The organism is Streptomyces sp. R21 (genome assembly GCF_041051975.1).
Lineage (GTDB): Bacteria > Actinomycetota > Actinomycetes > Streptomycetales > Streptomycetaceae > Streptomyces.
Map to the genome: position 1 here is coordinate 8,143,564 of NZ_CP163435.1, position 14,339 is coordinate 8,157,902.

Here is a 14,339-nt window from a genome sequence, read left to right on the forward strand (position 1 = left end):
AGGGAGCATGGCGCTATGGGGGCATAAGCTGGCTTTATGGGCTGGGCTGAGTGTGGGGCTGCGGGCGAGAACGATTGTGGGGCTGTTGTTCGTGAGTAGGGCCGAGGAGGCGGGTGGGCTTGCGCACCGGGTGCCGGATCTGGGTGCGCTGGAGCTCTTGCTCGCGGTGGCGCGGCTGGGGAGCCTGGGGCGGGCTGCGCGGGAAACGGGGATCACTCAACCGGCGGCCAGCAGCCGGATCCGCTCGATGGAGCGGCAGCTCGGTGTCGCGCTCGTCGACCGGTCGCCGCGTGGCTCGCAGCTCACGGACGCCGGGGTGCTGGTCACGGACTGGGCCCGGCGGGTCGTGGAGGCCGCCGAGGCGTTCGACGTGGGGGCGCAGGCGTTGCGGGATCGGCGGGACTCGCGGTTGCGGGTCGCTGCCAGCATGACGATCGCGGAGTATCTGCTGCCGGGGTGGCTGATCGCGCTGCGCGCGCAGCGGCCCGACACGGCGGTGTCGCTCCTCGCGGGCAACTCGGCCGCCGTTGCCGAGCGGTTGCTCGCGGGGGAGGCGGATCTCGGGTTCGTGGAGGGGCTGTCCGTGCCGGCGGGGCTGGACTCGGCGGTCGTCGCGCACGACCGGCTGATCGTGGTGACGGCGCCGGGGCATCCTTGGGCGCGCCGCCGCAAGCCGCTGGCGGCGGCGGAGTTGGCGGCTACGCCGCTGATCCTTCGGGAGGAGGGGTCGGGTACGCGCCAGGTGTTGGAGGCGGCGCTGGGTGGTCTGGCGCGCCCGCTCATCGAGCTGTCCTCGACCACTGCGGTCAAGGCCTCCGCGGCGAGTGGGGCGGGTCCCGCCGTCCTGAGCGAACTGGCCCTCGGCGAGGAACTCTCCGCCCACCGGCTGGTCAGCATCCCCGTCTCCGACACCCACCTCCGCCGAGCCCTCCGCGCGGTCTGGCCCACCGGGCATCGGCCTACGGGGCCGGCGCGGGACTTGCTGAGCCTGACGCGCGGGTAGCGTCGCCGGTGCCGGTGGGTGGGTCGGGGCCGTGCCGGTACGTCTTGCCCGTCGCCGCGTGGGCGTACTGCCCGGGGTTGATACACGGCGGGACTTGGCGGGCGGTCTGCTACGCGACGGGCAGAGACGTACCGGCACGGCCCCTTCCGCCGTAGGGCGACTGCGGGTGCGTGGGGGTGCGCGTGGCGCCGGGTGGCCGGCGTAGCCGCTCTCCCTGCGGGCAGTCGTGCCGCTGGGGCGGCATGGGTGGGCGCAGGCGGCGCCTCGTCAGCGCCGAGTTGCGTGACCCACCCCCGCCCAGCACCAACCCCGGGTGCCTGGGAAACAGAGGGCGCCCGGGGTTTGCCCACCCACCCCAGGGGCGGGGTGCAAGCGCCGGCCCGCACCACCCCTGGGTGCCAAAACCCGGTGGCGCCGAGCCGCGCTCACCCCGCAGGATGCGGTGCATGATCTCGTCCGCCCCGCCGGCCACAGGCGTCCGTACGGCTTGGGAAGCCCTCCCCGAGACGGTGCGCGACGCCGTCGAGGAGTTGATCGGCGCGCCGGTCGAGGAGGCGGTCACGCAGGTGGGCGGGTTCTCGCCCGGCGTCGCGGCGAGGGTGCGGACAAGGACCGGCGGCCGGGCCTTCGTGAAGGCGGTGAGCGCCGAGACGAACCCCGTGAGCCCGGGGATACACCGCGCGGAGGCGGCCATCGCCGGCGCGCTGCCCGCGGCCGTCCCCGCTCCCCGCCTCCTCGGTACGTACGACGACGGCACCTGGGTCGCCCTGGTCTTCGAGGACGTCGACGGACGGCAACCCCATGTCCCTTGGCGGGAGGGCGAATTGGGGCTCGTGCTCGGCGCCGTGGAGCAACTCGGGCGCGCGCTCACCCCGTCCCCGGTGGCCGCCCCGCCCGTCGCGGAAGCCCTCGCGGACGACCTCGCCGGCTGGCAGCGGCTGATCGACGCGGGTGATGACGGGGAAGGGCTCGATCCGTGGGTCGCGGGCCGGCTGCGCGAGCTGGCCGAACTGGCCGCCCCGTGGGCCCGATTCGCGAGCGGTGACACCCTCGCCCACGCCGACCTGCGCGCGGACAACCTGCTGCTCACGAAGGACGGCAGGGTCGTGTTCGTCGACTGGCCGCACGCCGTGCGGGCCGCGCCCTGGTTCGACCTGCTGGGGATGCTCCCGTGCGTGCGGGCGCAGGGCGGGCCGGATCCCGAAGAGGTGTTCACCACCCACCCGTTGGGCCGGGACGCGGACCCGGACGGCGTCACCGCCACGCTGGCGGCCCTCACCGGGTACTTCGTCGGGCAGTCCCGGCAGCCCGCGCCGCCGGGACTGCCCACCCTGCGCCCCTTCCAGCGCGCCCAGGGCGACGCCGCCGTGGAATGGCTCAGGAAGAGGCTGGGGCAGTAGCGGCTCGGACCAGCGCCCGCATGACGCGGTCGTCCTCGCCCATCTCCGGGTGCCATTGCACGCCCAGCACCCAGGCAGGGCCTGGGAGTTCGATCGCCTCGACCGTGCCGTCGGTCGCGTGCGCCGATGGCAGCAGGTCCTTGCCGAGGCGGTCCGCCGCCTGGTGGTGGTAGGTGGGGACGGACGTCGTCTCCGGTACGGCATCGGCGTAGAGCGTGCCGGGTACGGGCGTCACCTCGTGGTGGCCGAAGACGCCGACGTCCTTCACGTGTCCCTCGATGTGCTGGACGAGCGTGCCGCCCAGTGCGACGTTCAGGAGCTGCATGCCGCGGCAGACGCCCAGGAGCGGGGTTCTGGACGCCAACGCCGCCTCGATGAGCGCCAGTTCCCAGGTGTCCCGTTCGGTGGCCGGAGGGCCGGTGTGCGGGGAGCGCTCGGCGCCGTAGCGGGCCGGGTCGACGTCGGGGCCGCCCGCGATCACCAGACCGTCGAGCCGGGCCACGGCCGCGGCGGCGTTCGACGGGTCGTCCGGCGGGAGCATCACGGCGAGGCCGCCGGCTTGTTGGACGAGCCGCGGATAACCGGCAGGCAACAGCGCGGCCTCCAGGTCCCACACGCCCCAGCGTGCCCCGGCCAGATATGTACTCACACCGATCAGCGGTCTGCCCACGCCGCCCTCCTCGCACCTAATGGGTCGTACTCAAACCTTTGTGGGGTGATGCCGTTCCGCTACGCCAGGAACCCCCGCAGCAGTGCCGCCGTCCCCGCACAGTGCTCGCGCATCATCTCCCGCGCCCCGTCCGCGTCCCCGTCGAGCACCGCCTCGACCAGGGCTATGTGCTGGCGCTGCGAGTGTTCGAGGTTGCGCACCAGCAGGGGGATGCAGTCGAGGAGGTCGTTGACCGTGGCGCGTACGGCCGCGTACTGGGCCGTGAGGGACGGGGAGCCGCACAGCTCCGCGAGGGTGAGGTGGAGCATGGTGTCCAGGCGGCGGTAGTCGGCGAGCGGCGCGTCGTGCGTGCGGGCGAGCGCCTCGCGCAGCCGGTCCGCCTGGTCGTCGGTGAGCCCGTGCGCGGCACAGAGGCCGGCCGCGCCCACCTCCAGGACCTCCCGGAAGCGCAGTACGTCCTCGATGTCGACGGCGGAGACCCGGCGGCGCAGCTCGTCCTCGCCGGGGGTCTCGGTCCGCACCCGCACGAACGTCCCGCCGTACCGGCCGCGCCGCGACTCGACCAGGCCCTGGTCCTGGAGCACCTTCAGCACCTCGCGCAGCGTGACCCGGCTGATGCCGAGCCGTTCCGCCAGCTCCCGCTCGGCGGGCAGCCGTTCGCCGCCGGCCACCAGGCCGAGCCGGACGACCTGGAGGATCTGCTCCAGCGCCTCCTCGAATCCGTTGCCCGCCCGCACCGGCCGCAGGACCGGAGTCAACTCGTCGTGCGATCCCTCTGGATCCGTCAGTGACATCTGGCCGTGCCCCCTTCCCAAGCAATGGTTCGCAGACATACCTTATAGCTTCCGGCTGACCGAAGGAGGCCCTTCCCGTGGCAGACCGCACACCCCCGCTCAGTGTCGAGGAGCTGCACGCCCTCGTCGCGGGCGGCGAGATCGACACGGTCGTCCTGGCGTTCCCCGACATGCAGGGACGGCTCCAGGGCAAGCGGTTCGCCGCCCGCTTCTTCCTCGACGAGGTCCTGGAGCACGGCACGGAGGGCTGCAACTACCTCCTCGCCGTCGACACCGACATGAACACCGTCGAGGGCTACGCGATGTCCTCGTGGGAGCGGGGATACGGCGACTTCGCCATGCATCCCGATCTCAGCACGCTGCGCCGGGTGCCGTGGAACGAGGGCACGGCCCTGTTGATCGCCGATCTGGCGTGGAACGACGGGTCGCCCGTGGTGGCCGCGCCCCGGCAGATCCTGCGCCGCCAGCTCGACCGCCTCGCCGAGTACGGCTTCACCGCCCAGGTCGGCACCGAGCTGGAGTTCATCGTCTTCAAGGACACCTACGAGCAGGCCTGGGACGCCGGTTACCAGGGGCTCACCCCGGCCAACCAGTACAACATCGACTACTCGGTGCTCGGGACGGGCCGGATCGAGCCGCTGCTGCGCCGGATCAGGAACGAGATGGAGGCCGCGGGTCTGGTCGTCGAGTCCGCCAAGGGCGAGTGCAACCCCGGCCAGCACGAGATCGCCTTCAAGTACACCGAGGCGCTGCGCACCTGCGACCAGCACGCCGTCTACAAGACAGGCGCCAAGGAGATCGCCTCGCAGGAGGGCGTCTCGCTCACCTTCATGGCGAAGTACAACGAGCGTGAGGGCAACTCCTGTCACATCCACCTCTCGCTCGCCGACAAGAACGGCTCGAATGTCATGGCGGGGGAGGGGCCCGGTGGCATGTCCGACGTCATGCGGCACTTCCTCGCCGGACAGCTCGCCGCGCTCCGCGACTTCTCGCTCCTCTACGCGCCCAACATCAACTCCTACAAGCGCTTCCAGCCGGGCTCCTTCGCCCCGACCGCCGTCGCCTGGGGCTACGACAACCGCACCTGCGCGCTGCGGGTGGTGGGTCATGGGCGCTCGATGCGGTTCGAGAACCGGCTGCCGGGCGGCGACGTCAACCCGCACCTCGCCGTCGCGGGGCTCGTCGCGGCCGGTCTGTACGGCGTCGAGCAGAAGCTGGAGCTTCCCGAGGCCTGCGCGGGAAACGCGTACACCGGCGAGTACGAGCACGTGCCCACCACTCTGCGCGAGGCCGCCGAGCTGTGGGAGAACAGCCCCATCGCCAAGGCCGCCTTCGGTGACGAGGTGGTCGCGCACTACCTCAACATGGCGCGCGTCGAGCTCGGCGCCTTCGACGCCGCGGTGACCGACTGGGAGCTGCGCCGCTCCTTCGAACGCCTCTGATCCGGACGAACGCCTGTGATCCGAACGCCCGTGAAAGGTCCTTTCTTGTCGTACGAGCATGAGCTCCGGGTTCTCAACCCGGCGACCGAGGAGGTCGTCGCCACCGTCCCGGCCGCGACCGCGCAGGACGTCGACGCCGCCGTCGTACGGGCCGCGAAGGCGCAGACCGGGTGGGCCGCGCTGGCGCCCGGCGAGCGCGCCCGGCTGCTGCGCCGCTTCGCCGGCGCCGTCGACGACCACCTGGAGGAACTCGCAGGGCTGGAGGTCCGCGAGGCCGGGCACGTCATCGGCAACGCCCGCTGGGAGGCGGGCAACGTCCGCGATCTGCTCGACTACGCGGCCGGGGGAGTGGAGCGGCTGACCGGCCGCCAGATCCCGGTCCCCGGCGGGCTCGACGTGACGATCCTCGAACCGCTGGGCGTCGTCGGTGTCATCGCGCCCTGGAACTTCCCGATGCCGATCGCGGCCTGGGGCGCCGCCCCCGCGCTCGCGGCGGGCAACGCGGTGATCCTCAAGCCCGCCGAGACGACGCCGCTGACGGCACTGCGCCTCGCCGAACTCGCCCTGGAGGCAGGCCTTCCCGAGCACCTCTTCCAGGTGCTGCCGGGGCACGGCCCCGTCGCGGGCAACGCGCTCGTCGAGCACCCCGGCGTCGCGAAGATCGTCTTCACCGGGTCAACGGCCGTGGGCAAACAGGTGTTGGCCAAGGGGTCGGCGCTGCTCAAGCCCGTCACCCTCGAACTCGGCGGCAAGAGCCCCAACATCGTCTTCGCCGACGCCGACATCGAGGCGGCCGCCGCGGCCGCCCCCATGTCCTTCCTCGACAACTCCGGCCAGGACTGCTGCGCCCGCACCCGCATCCTCGTCCAGCGCTCGGTGTACGACCGCTTCCTCGAACTCCTCGCCCCGGCGGTCGAGTCCGTCACCGTCGGCGACCCCGCCGACGAGGGGACGGCGATGGGCCCGCTGATCTCCCGGACCCAGGTGGAGCGCGTCCGCTCGTACGTCCCCGACGACCTCCCCGGTGTCCGCGGCAAGGCCCCCGAAGGCCCCGGCTTCTGGTTCCCGCCCACCGTCCTGACCGGAATCGAGCCGCACGCGCGCGTGGCCGTCGAGGAGGTCTTCGGCCCGGTCGCCGTCCTGCTCCCCTTCGAGGACGAGGCCGACGCGATCCGCCTCGCCAACGCCACCGAGTACGGTCTGTCCGGCTCCATCTGGACCCGCGACGTGGGCCGCGCGCTCCGCGTCTCCCAGGCGGTCCGGGCGGGCAACCTGTCCGTCAACTCCCACTCCAGCGTCCGCTACTGGACCCCCTTCGGCGGCTTCAAGCAGTCGGGCCTCGGCCGTGAACTCGGCCCCGACGCCCTCGCCGCCTTCACCGAGACCAAGAACGTCTTCATCAGCACGGAGGGCCCCGCACTGTGACCCCACAGACCTCAGAGACCATCTGCCGCCGCCTCGTCGGCCGCACCGCCGTCATCACCGGCGCCGGCAGCGGCATCGGCCGCGCCACCGCGCGCCGGCTCGCCTCCGAGGGCGCCCATGTCGTCTGCGGAGACGTCGACGAGACCCGCGGCAAGGCCGCCGCCGAGGAGATCGGCGGGATCTTCGTGAAGGTCGATGTCACCGACCCCGAACAGGTCGAGGCGCTCTTCAAGGCCGCCCACGACACCTACGGCTCGGTCGACATCGCCTTCAACAACGCAGGTATCTCGCCGCCGGACGACGACTCCATCCTGGAGACCGGCCTGGACGCCTGGAAGCGCGTCCAGGAGGTCAACCTCACCTCCGTCTACCTGTGCTGCAAGGCCGCCATCCCCTACATGAGGCAGCAGGGCAAGGGCTCCATCATCAACACGGCGTCCTTCGTGGCCCGGATGGGCGCGGCGACCTCGCAGATCTCGTACACGGCCTCCAAGGGCGGTGTGCTGGCCATGTCCCGCGAACTGGGCATCCAGTTCGCCCGCGAGGGCATCCGCGTCAACGCCCTGTGCCCGGGCCCGGTCAACACCCCGCTCCTCCAGGAGCTGTTCGCCAAGGACCCGGAGCGGGCCGCGCGCCGACTGGTGCACATCCCGGTCGGCCGGTTCGCCGAGGCCGAGGAGATCGCCGCCGCGGTCGCCTTCCTCGCCAGCGACGACTCCTCCTTCGTGAACGCCACCGACTTCCTGGTGGACGGCGGCATCTCGGGCGCGTACGTCACGCCTCTGTAGGCCTGCGGTATACGGTCCACATTTCATGCGATACCGACACATCTTCGCGTGGACCCTGGTCGCGGCCGCCACTCTGGCGGCCGCGCCACCGACCGTCGTGGCCGCACCCCGCCGTACCAACTGCCCGCAACTGTCCGGCAGTTGGTACGGCGACAACCGCGCCCACCTCCAGCAGGTCATCGACGAACGCGGCAGCTGCGCCGGACGCCCCGGCCACCGCCCGGTCGCCGCCTTCGACTGGGACAACACGGTCGTCAAGAACGACGTCACCGACGCCACGATCTCCTGGGCCCTCAGGCACGACAGAATCCTGCGCCCGGCGAGCTGGAAGAACACCAGCAAGTGGCTCAGCGACGCGGCGGACACCGCCCTCACCAACGCCTGCGGCACCGGCGTACCCGTGGGCGCGCCCCTGCCGACCGCCACCAGCCCCCGCTGCACCGACGAGATCCTCGAGATCCGCGAGGCGGGCAGGACCATGAGCGGCGCCGCCGCCTTCGCCGGCACGTGGAACCACCGGCGCACCGTCCCGCAGTACGCCTGGGTCCCCCAGCTCTTCGCCGGACACACCGTTGCCGAGCTCACCTCGTACGCCCGCAAGGCGCGCCGCGAGGCCCTCGCCGCGCCCATCGGCTCGACCCGCACTCTCGGCACCCACACCGTCCCGGCGTACGTCCGCTACTACGACCAGCAGCGTGACCTGATCCGTACGCTCCAACGGGCCGGATTCGACGTCTACATCGTCTCCGCGGGCTCCGAACCCGTCACCGAGGTGTGGTCGCGCGGCATCGGCGTCGACGCCCGCCACACCATCGCCATCCGGTCGGTACTCGACCGGCACGGGCGGATCACCCCCTGGAACCAGGGCTGCGGCGGCGTTCCGGCGACCCGGGGCGAGGCCATCCCGTACATCGACGGCAAGCGCTGCTGGATCAACCAGGAGATCTACGGCGTCCACGGCGCCGCGGCCTGGCTGCGGCAGGACCGGCGCCACCGCACCGTCGTCGCGGGCGGCGACGCCGACACGGACGTCACGTTCGTCGGCGACGCCACCGGCGCCCACCTCGTCCTCAACCGCCACAAGGGCGAGGTCATGTGCCGGGCGTACGACGACGCCGACGGCCGCTGGCTGATCAACCCGATGTTCATCGATCCGCTGCCGCGGCAGGCCGACCCCTACCCGTGCTCGACGAGCGCGTACAACGAACCCGACGGGACGAAGGGGCCGGTGCTGCGCGAGGACGGCTCGGTCGTGCCCGACCACGAGGACACCGTGTACTGATCCGCCGTGTACCGGGCTCGGGGGCACGTCCTAGAGTGCCGGGATGAGCATGACGCCTCCGCCCGGCTGGTACCGCGACCCGTCGTACCCCCTCGTCGAGCGCTGGTGGGACGGGACCATGTGGACCGATCACCGGCGCCAGCCCGAGGCCTCCGCCGACGTGCCCCCAGCGCCCCTGGTGCAGCCGGAGCCCGCCGCCGGCGGCGGTGGCCGTGCCAAGGCCGTCGCGCTGACCGCCGCCGGTGCGGTCCTGGTCGCCTCCATCGTCACGGGCGCCGTCGTCCTCGGCAGGGACGGCGACGACGACGCGCAGGCGAAGACCACGCCGGCCACGTCGACCGCGGCGTCCCCGACGCCCACCGAGTCCGACACCGAGGCGTCGCCGTCGGCGGACGAGGACCCGACCGTCGTCGTGGACCAGCTCAACGGCATCACACTGCCGGTGATCGACGGCTGGGCCAAGCCCAAGTACGTCGCCGAGGACGACGTCGTCCTGGTCACCCCGGACTCGTACGACTGCCCGGGCGGGTCAGGCCTCTGCTGGCACGGCCGGGTCATCTCGCGCACCGCCACGTCGACCGACGAGAAGTCCCCGCGCGCCCTCGCCGAGCACGACATCGACGACGCCGCGAAGGACGCGTACGACCGCGACACCCTCGGCGGCCGGCCCTACGACGGCATCGACTCCCACGAGCAGGTGAAGGCGGGCTCCGTCGCGGTCGCCGGCCGTGCCGGGTACTTCGTGCGCTGGCGGGTCAGGACCGGTGCGGGGCCCGGGGGGTACGTCGAGTCGCTGGCGTTCCCCGCCAGCACCGGCACCGAGTCGCTCGTCATCGTCCGCCTCGCCTTCGACGCGGGCGAGGACGGGCCGCCGGTCACCGACATGGACCGGATCACCGAGGGGATCCGGCCGGTCGGCGGCGCGGGCGCGGACACGGGAGGCGTGGGCAGCAGCATCGGCCCGTCGGACTGAGGCCGTCCTCGCGCACCGGTGGTCACAGGAACGTGTGGCCCTCTCCGCGGTACGTCGGGACGGTCGCCGTCACCGCCTCGCCCTCGACGAGGTGCAGCGAGTCGAACCGCTCGCACAGCTCGCCCGCCTTGGCGTGCCGGAACCACACCTTGTCGCCGATGAGGAGATCGTCGGCGGGGGAGCCGAGCAGCGGGGTCTGCACCTCGCCGGGGCCCTCCTGGGGGTCGTACTTCAGCCCCTCCGGGAGGTACGGGACGGGCAGCCGGTCGGGACCGGGGGCGCCGGAGGCCGGATAGCCGCCGCCGAGCACCGTCACGATGCCGACGCCCGGCCTGCGGACGACCGGCTGGGCGAACAGCGCGGCCGGACGACCGCTGAACGAGGTGTAGTTGTCGAAGAGACGCGGGACGTACAGCCCCGATCCGGCCGCGATCTCCGTGACCGCGTCCTCCGCGGCGGTGTGCTGCACACTGCCGGTGCCGCCGCCGTTGACGTACTCCAGGCCGGGCTCCACCGCCCGTACGGCGCGGACCACTTCGGCGCGTCGCCGGGCGAGTTCCTTCTTCGCCGTGGCCTGCATGAGCCGGATGGCACGCGACCGCACGGGCCGCCCCGCGATCGCGTCGCCGACGCCCGCGATATGCCCCTCGTACGCCATGATCCCCACCAGCTTGAACCCCGGCCGCCGGACCACGGCGCGGGCCATCTCGGCGACCTGGGCGGGGGAGTAGAGCGGAGAGCGCAGGGCTCCGACGCGCACGCGTCCGCCGAGCAGCTTGAGCGAGGTGTCCAACTCCAGGCAGACGCGGACGACTTCGGACCCGCCCTGCCGTGCCTCGTCGATGAAGCGGAGCTGAGCCGGGTCGTCGACCATCACGGTCACCGCGGCGGCGAGCTTCGGGTCGGCGGCCAGCTCGGCGAAGCCCTGCCGGTCCGCGGACGGGTAGGCGAGCAGGATGTCGTCGAAGCCGGAGCGTGCCAGCCAGATCGACTCGGCGAGGGTGAAGGACATGATCCCCGCGAAGCCCGGCCTGGCCAGGACCCGTTCGAGCAGGGTCCGGCAGCGTACGGACTTGCTGGCGACGCGGATCGGCTTGCCGCCGGCCCTGCGGACGAGATCGTCGGCGTTGGCGTCGAACGCCTCCAGGTCCACGATCGCGACGGGGGCGTCAAGGTGAGCGGTGGCCCGGTCGTAACGGGCCCGGTCTGCGGCGCGGGCAGTCATGACCGAAGCCTGCCAGACAGGATTACCCCAGGGTAGGGGGACGTTCCGGGCAGATGCCGCGGGCCCGCGGACTGGTTCCCTGTGGCACAGGGACAGCCCGTAGAGTGACGCGCACGCAGGGAGGGACGACCTTGCCGGGGCCGGTCGCGCCCGGGGTGACGGTCCGCCACCGCGGGTATGCGTGCCCGTGACGGGCGGCCCGACAGGGCGGTGCCCGCTGCGCGCAGGAACAGCTGAGACACGGCCCGGACCAGCTCCGTACCCGGGCCGATCGCCCGGGCACGAGGAAACGGGGGGGGAGCATGAGCACGGAAGCGCGCCGCGCCTCCATTCCCCCACGCCCACCGACTCCACCGGCGACACCCCCGATTCCCCCGGGCACCCCCGCACCACCCGACTCGGATCCGCCGCCGGCTTCGACCGCGCCGTCCGACCAGGAGCCGGGGCCGAGGCCCTACGGCGCAGAAGCGACCTCCGGTGCACCGACGCGGCCCGCTGCGGCGACGCCGCCCCGCTTGCCCACGCCGACGGGCTCGGCTGCGCCCCCGCGCTCGTTCACGCCGTCCGGCCAGGAGGCCGGGCAGCTTTCCGCGGGTCCGTACGGCTCGGGGGCGTCCTTCGACTCGTCGGCGCGGCCCGCTGCGGCGACGCCACCCCGCCCGTCCACGCGGCCCGGTTCGGCAGCACCGTCCGGCCAGGAGCCCAGCCCGACTCCGTCGAAGCCGTACGGCAGGCGAGCGCCCTCCGGTTCACCGGCCCGCTCCGGCTCGGCTGCGCCCCCGCGCCCCACCGCACCTCCCGGATCGTCGACCCCTCCTCCGCCCCTGCGGCCCCCGTCCGCCGCAGGCGGGACCCGGCGCGAACCCCCCGCGGCACCTCCGCCCCGGCCGGAGCGAGCTCCCGCGACCGTGGCGGAGGACGGCGGCGCGCCCTCGCAGTCCCCGCACCGTGAGTCGTCGGCGTCCGGCGCCCCGGGCGAGACGTCCGCACCGCGCCGGTCGGCAGGGACGGGCTCCGCTGCCCGGGTGTCGCGGCCCTTCCGGCTCTCCGACAGCGTTCCGCGGTCCCCCACAGGGGCCTCCGCCACGGTGACGCCGCCCCCTCCCGCGGCCTCGGCGCGGTTCCCGGACGCGCCCCCCGCCGAGCCCGGGACCGGCCCGGCGGCGCGGCGTACCCCCGTGTCCGCCGAGCCCCGCACCGGCCCCGCCGCCCCGCGTACCCCCGTACCCGAGACCACCGCACGGCTGCGCCCCCTCCGCGCGGAGGCCCCCGTCGAACCGCCGACGTCGGAAAACCTCGGCGCCGGGCGCCCCTTCGTGTCGTTCGCGGAGCCCGAGTTGTTCCTTCCGGCGTCCTCCGAGCCGTACGGCGGTGACACCGTGCGTTCCGTCGGCCGGCGGGGCCGGGTCGCGGCCGCCGCGGCCTGTTTCGTGCTGGGGCTCGGGCTCATCGGCGGTGCGGTGACCGGGAGTTGGCTGACCGGGGACGGGGCGGACGAGCCCGGTTCGCGGGGGGCGTTCGCGGCGGCCGGGGATCTGTGGCACAGCGTGCCCGTGGACCGGCTCTTCCCGCCCACCGTCCAGGGCGACGGCGCGGGCCCCGGCGGCGCCGACCGCACCTGGACCCGGGTCGCCGTCGCCCCGGACAGCGACTGCAAGGACGCCTTCGACCCGCTGCTGCGCAAGGCGCTGGCCCCGGTCGGCTGCCTGCGGCTGCTGCGAGCCACCTACACCGACGCGACCCGCAGCCATGTCACCACCGTCGGGCTGCTGTTCACCAAGGCCGACGCCGTCGCCATGACCTCCCTGAAGTCCAGGTTCAAGACGGAGGGCCTCGACCGGCGCACCGACCTGATGCCCCGCCCGTACGCCGCGAAGGACACCGCCGCCGCGGACTTCGGCGACGCTCAGCGCGGCTCCTGGACGGTGTCGGTGCTCACCGACGCCCCCGTCGTCGTCTACGCCGTCTCCGGCTTCGCCGACGGCCGCACCGTCTCCGCCCCGCAGCCCGCCGCGGACGCCATACGGTCCGGCGCGACCACGACCCCGGCGCAGGCGGGCCTCGGCCACGAGGCGCAGGGCCTCGCCGACCGCGTCGAACGGGGCTTCAGGAAGACCATCGTCTCGGCCACGGAGAAGCCGTCGTGAACGCCGTCATGACCCGCAGATCCGGGCTGCTCAGCCTGCTGCTGGCCGCCTCCCTGACCCTGGTGCCGTCCACCACGGCCCACGCCGACGGGATACGTGGCCAGCAGTGGGCCCTGGACGCGATGCACACCCAGCAGGCCTGGCGGACGACGAAGGGCAAGGGCATCACCGTCGCCGTACTCGACACGGGCGTGGACGCCGAACACCCCGACCTCGCGGGCAACGTGCTCACCGGCACCGACATGGTCGGCTTCGGCGCCTCCCGCGGCGACCGCGCGTGGGCCCGGCACGGCACCGCCATGGCGGGGATCATCGCCGGCCACGGACACGGCTACGGCGACGCCGACGGAGTCATGGGCATCGCCCCCGAGGCCAAGATCCTCCCCGTCCGCGTCATCCTCGAGGACGGCGACTCCGCCCGTACGAAGGCCCGCAACACCCGCGGCAACGCCCTCGCCGAGGGCATCCGCTGGGCCACCGACCACGGCGCCGACGTCATCAACCTCTCCCTCGGCGACGACTCCAAGTCCGCGCACCCCGAGCCCGCCGAGGACGAGGCGGTCCAGTACGCCCTGAAGAAGGGCGCCGTCGTCGTCGCCTCGGCCGGCAACGGCGGCGAGAAGGGCGACCACATCTCCTACCCGGCGGCGTACCCGGGCGTGATCGCCGCCACCGCCGTCGACAAGTACGGCACCCGCGCCTCGTTCTCCACCCGCCGCTGGTACGCCACCGTCAGCGCGCCCGGCGTCGGCGTCGTGATCGCCGACCCGGACGACAAGTACTACGAGGGCTGGGGCACGAGCGCCGCGTCCGCCTTCGTCTCCGGCGCGGTCGCCCTCATCAAGTCCGCCCACCCGGGACTGAGCCCGGCGCAGATCAAGCAGCTCCTGGAGGACACGGCTCGCAACGCGCCCAGCGGGGGCCGCGACGACGGGCGTGGCTACGGCTTCGTCGACCCGGCGGCCGCGATCACGGCGGCCGGCCGGCTCAAGACGGCGGACCTGCACGCGGCCGCCTACGGCCAGAAGTACTTCGGCTCCGGCCCGGACGCCCCCAAGGACGACGACGGATCGTCCGGCTGGGCGGGCCCGCTCGCCGGCGGCACGGGCGCGGTGCTGCTGGCCGCCGCGGTGGTGCTGTGGCGCGGCCGCAGGACCTCACGCCGCCAAGCCTGAGAAGCGCCGACGACC

13 protein-coding genes are annotated in these 14,339 nt (G+C 73.3%); 9 read left to right on the top strand and 4 right to left on the bottom strand.

Going from position 1 to position 14,339, the window contains the following annotated elements; all coding sequences use genetic code 11:
- The first annotated feature begins 91 nt into the window (after window positions 1-91).
- Window positions 92-1,003, top strand: coding sequence for a LysR family transcriptional regulator (locus AB5J56_RS36260; protein WP_369239212.1), 912 nt, complete (start codon window positions 92-94; stop codon window positions 1,001-1,003).
- A 446-nt stretch (window positions 1,004-1,449) separates the two neighbouring features.
- Complete coding sequence (locus tag AB5J56_RS36265) at window positions 1,450-2,403, top strand: aminoglycoside phosphotransferase family protein (protein WP_369239214.1); 954 nt, start codon at window positions 1,450-1,452, stop codon at window positions 2,401-2,403.
- Here the strand turns inward: AB5J56_RS36265 and AB5J56_RS36270 are convergent.
- Entirely contained in the window at window positions 2,381-3,073 is a 693-nt protein-coding gene (locus AB5J56_RS36270) for a gamma-glutamyl-gamma-aminobutyrate hydrolase family protein (RefSeq protein ID WP_369239216.1), read from the bottom strand. The two genes, AB5J56_RS36265 and AB5J56_RS36270, sit on opposite strands and share 23 nt — an antisense overlap.
- Window positions 3,074-3,132: 59 nt before the next feature.
- Window positions 3,133-3,867 carry a FadR/GntR family transcriptional regulator gene (locus AB5J56_RS36275; protein WP_369239218.1) on the bottom strand — a complete coding sequence of 245 codons (735 nt, stop codon included), beginning with the start codon at window positions 3,865-3,867 and terminating at the stop codon, window positions 3,133-3,135.
- 77 nt (window positions 3,868-3,944) lie between these two features.
- Here AB5J56_RS36275 and AB5J56_RS36280 point away from each other — a divergent pair, with 77 nt between their 5' ends.
- Genes AB5J56_RS36280 through AB5J56_RS36300 form a run of 5 tightly spaced genes read left to right on the top strand, consistent with a single transcriptional unit; the run spans window position 3,945 to window position 9,777 of the window.
- Window positions 3,945-5,309 carry a glutamine synthetase family protein gene (locus AB5J56_RS36280; RefSeq protein ID WP_369239220.1) on the top strand — a complete coding sequence of 455 codons (1,365 nt, stop codon included), beginning with the start codon at window positions 3,945-3,947 and terminating at the stop codon, window positions 5,307-5,309.
- Between the two features lie 45 nt (window positions 5,310-5,354).
- Window positions 5,355-6,734 carry an aldehyde dehydrogenase gene (locus AB5J56_RS36285; protein ID WP_369239222.1) on the top strand — a complete coding sequence of 460 codons (1,380 nt, stop codon included), beginning with the start codon at window positions 5,355-5,357 and terminating at the stop codon, window positions 6,732-6,734.
- Entirely contained in the window at window positions 6,731-7,522 is a 792-nt protein-coding gene (locus tag AB5J56_RS36290; protein ID WP_369239224.1) for a 3-oxoacyl-ACP reductase, read from the top strand. Before AB5J56_RS36285 ends, AB5J56_RS36290 begins: the two co-directional genes overlap by 4 nt.
- 25 nt (window positions 7,523-7,547) lie before the next feature.
- A complete protein-coding gene (locus tag AB5J56_RS36295; RefSeq protein WP_369239226.1) occupies window positions 7,548-8,804 on the top strand; it encodes a haloacid dehalogenase-like hydrolase in 1,257 nt (418 codons plus the stop codon).
- 43 nt (window positions 8,805-8,847) lie between these two features.
- On the top strand, window positions 8,848-9,777 hold the full coding sequence (locus AB5J56_RS36300) for a DUF2510 domain-containing protein (RefSeq protein ID WP_369239228.1): 930 nt from the start codon (window positions 8,848-8,850) through the stop codon (window positions 9,775-9,777).
- Window positions 9,778-9,799: 22 nt separating this feature from the next.
- Here AB5J56_RS36300 and AB5J56_RS36305 read toward each other — a convergent pair whose 3' ends face one another.
- Together AB5J56_RS36305 and AB5J56_RS36310 are read right to left on the bottom strand one after the other, a co-directional pair.
- A complete protein-coding gene (locus AB5J56_RS36305; protein WP_369239230.1) occupies window positions 9,800-11,002 on the bottom strand; it encodes an amino acid deaminase/aldolase in 1,203 nt (400 codons plus the stop codon).
- Window positions 11,003-11,456: 454 nt separating this feature from the next.
- Window positions 11,457-11,792 carry a hypothetical protein gene (locus AB5J56_RS36310; protein ID WP_369239232.1) on the bottom strand — a complete coding sequence of 112 codons (336 nt, stop codon included), beginning with the start codon at window positions 11,790-11,792 and terminating at the stop codon, window positions 11,457-11,459.
- A gap of 388 nt (window positions 11,793-12,180) precedes the next feature.
- Here AB5J56_RS36310 and AB5J56_RS36315 point away from each other — a divergent pair, with 388 nt between their 5' ends.
- Window positions 12,181-13,149 carry a hypothetical protein gene (locus AB5J56_RS36315; protein WP_369239234.1) on the top strand — a complete coding sequence of 323 codons (969 nt, stop codon included), beginning with the start codon at window positions 12,181-12,183 and terminating at the stop codon, window positions 13,147-13,149.
- A gap of 8 nt (window positions 13,150-13,157) precedes the next feature.
- Window positions 13,158-14,324, top strand: coding sequence for a type VII secretion-associated serine protease mycosin (mycP, locus tag AB5J56_RS36320; RefSeq protein ID WP_369243000.1), 1,167 nt, complete (start codon window positions 13,158-13,160; stop codon window positions 14,322-14,324).
- The last annotated feature ends 15 nt before the right edge of the window (window positions 14,325-14,339 follow it).

Bases quoted from the DNA above. Each gene is read 5' to 3' on its own strand.
- AB5J56_RS36265 (WP_369239214.1), top strand. From the start codon at position 1,450: ATGATCTCGTCCGCCCCGCCGGCCACAGGCGTCCGTACGGCTTGGGAA.
- AB5J56_RS36275 (WP_369239218.1), bottom strand. From the start codon at position 3,867: ATGTCACTGACGGATCCAGAGGGATCGCACGACGAGTTGACTCCGGTC.
- AB5J56_RS36295 (WP_369239226.1), top strand. From the start codon at position 7,548: ATGCGATACCGACACATCTTCGCGTGGACCCTGGTCGCGGCCGCCACT.
- AB5J56_RS36300 (WP_369239228.1), top strand. From the start codon at position 8,848: ATGAGCATGACGCCTCCGCCCGGCTGGTACCGCGACCCGTCGTACCCC.
- AB5J56_RS36305 (WP_369239230.1), bottom strand. From the start codon at position 11,002: ATGACTGCCCGCGCCGCAGACCGGGCCCGTTACGACCGGGCCACCGCT.
- mycP (WP_369243000.1), top strand. From the start codon at position 13,158: ATGACCCGCAGATCCGGGCTGCTCAGCCTGCTGCTGGCCGCCTCCCTG.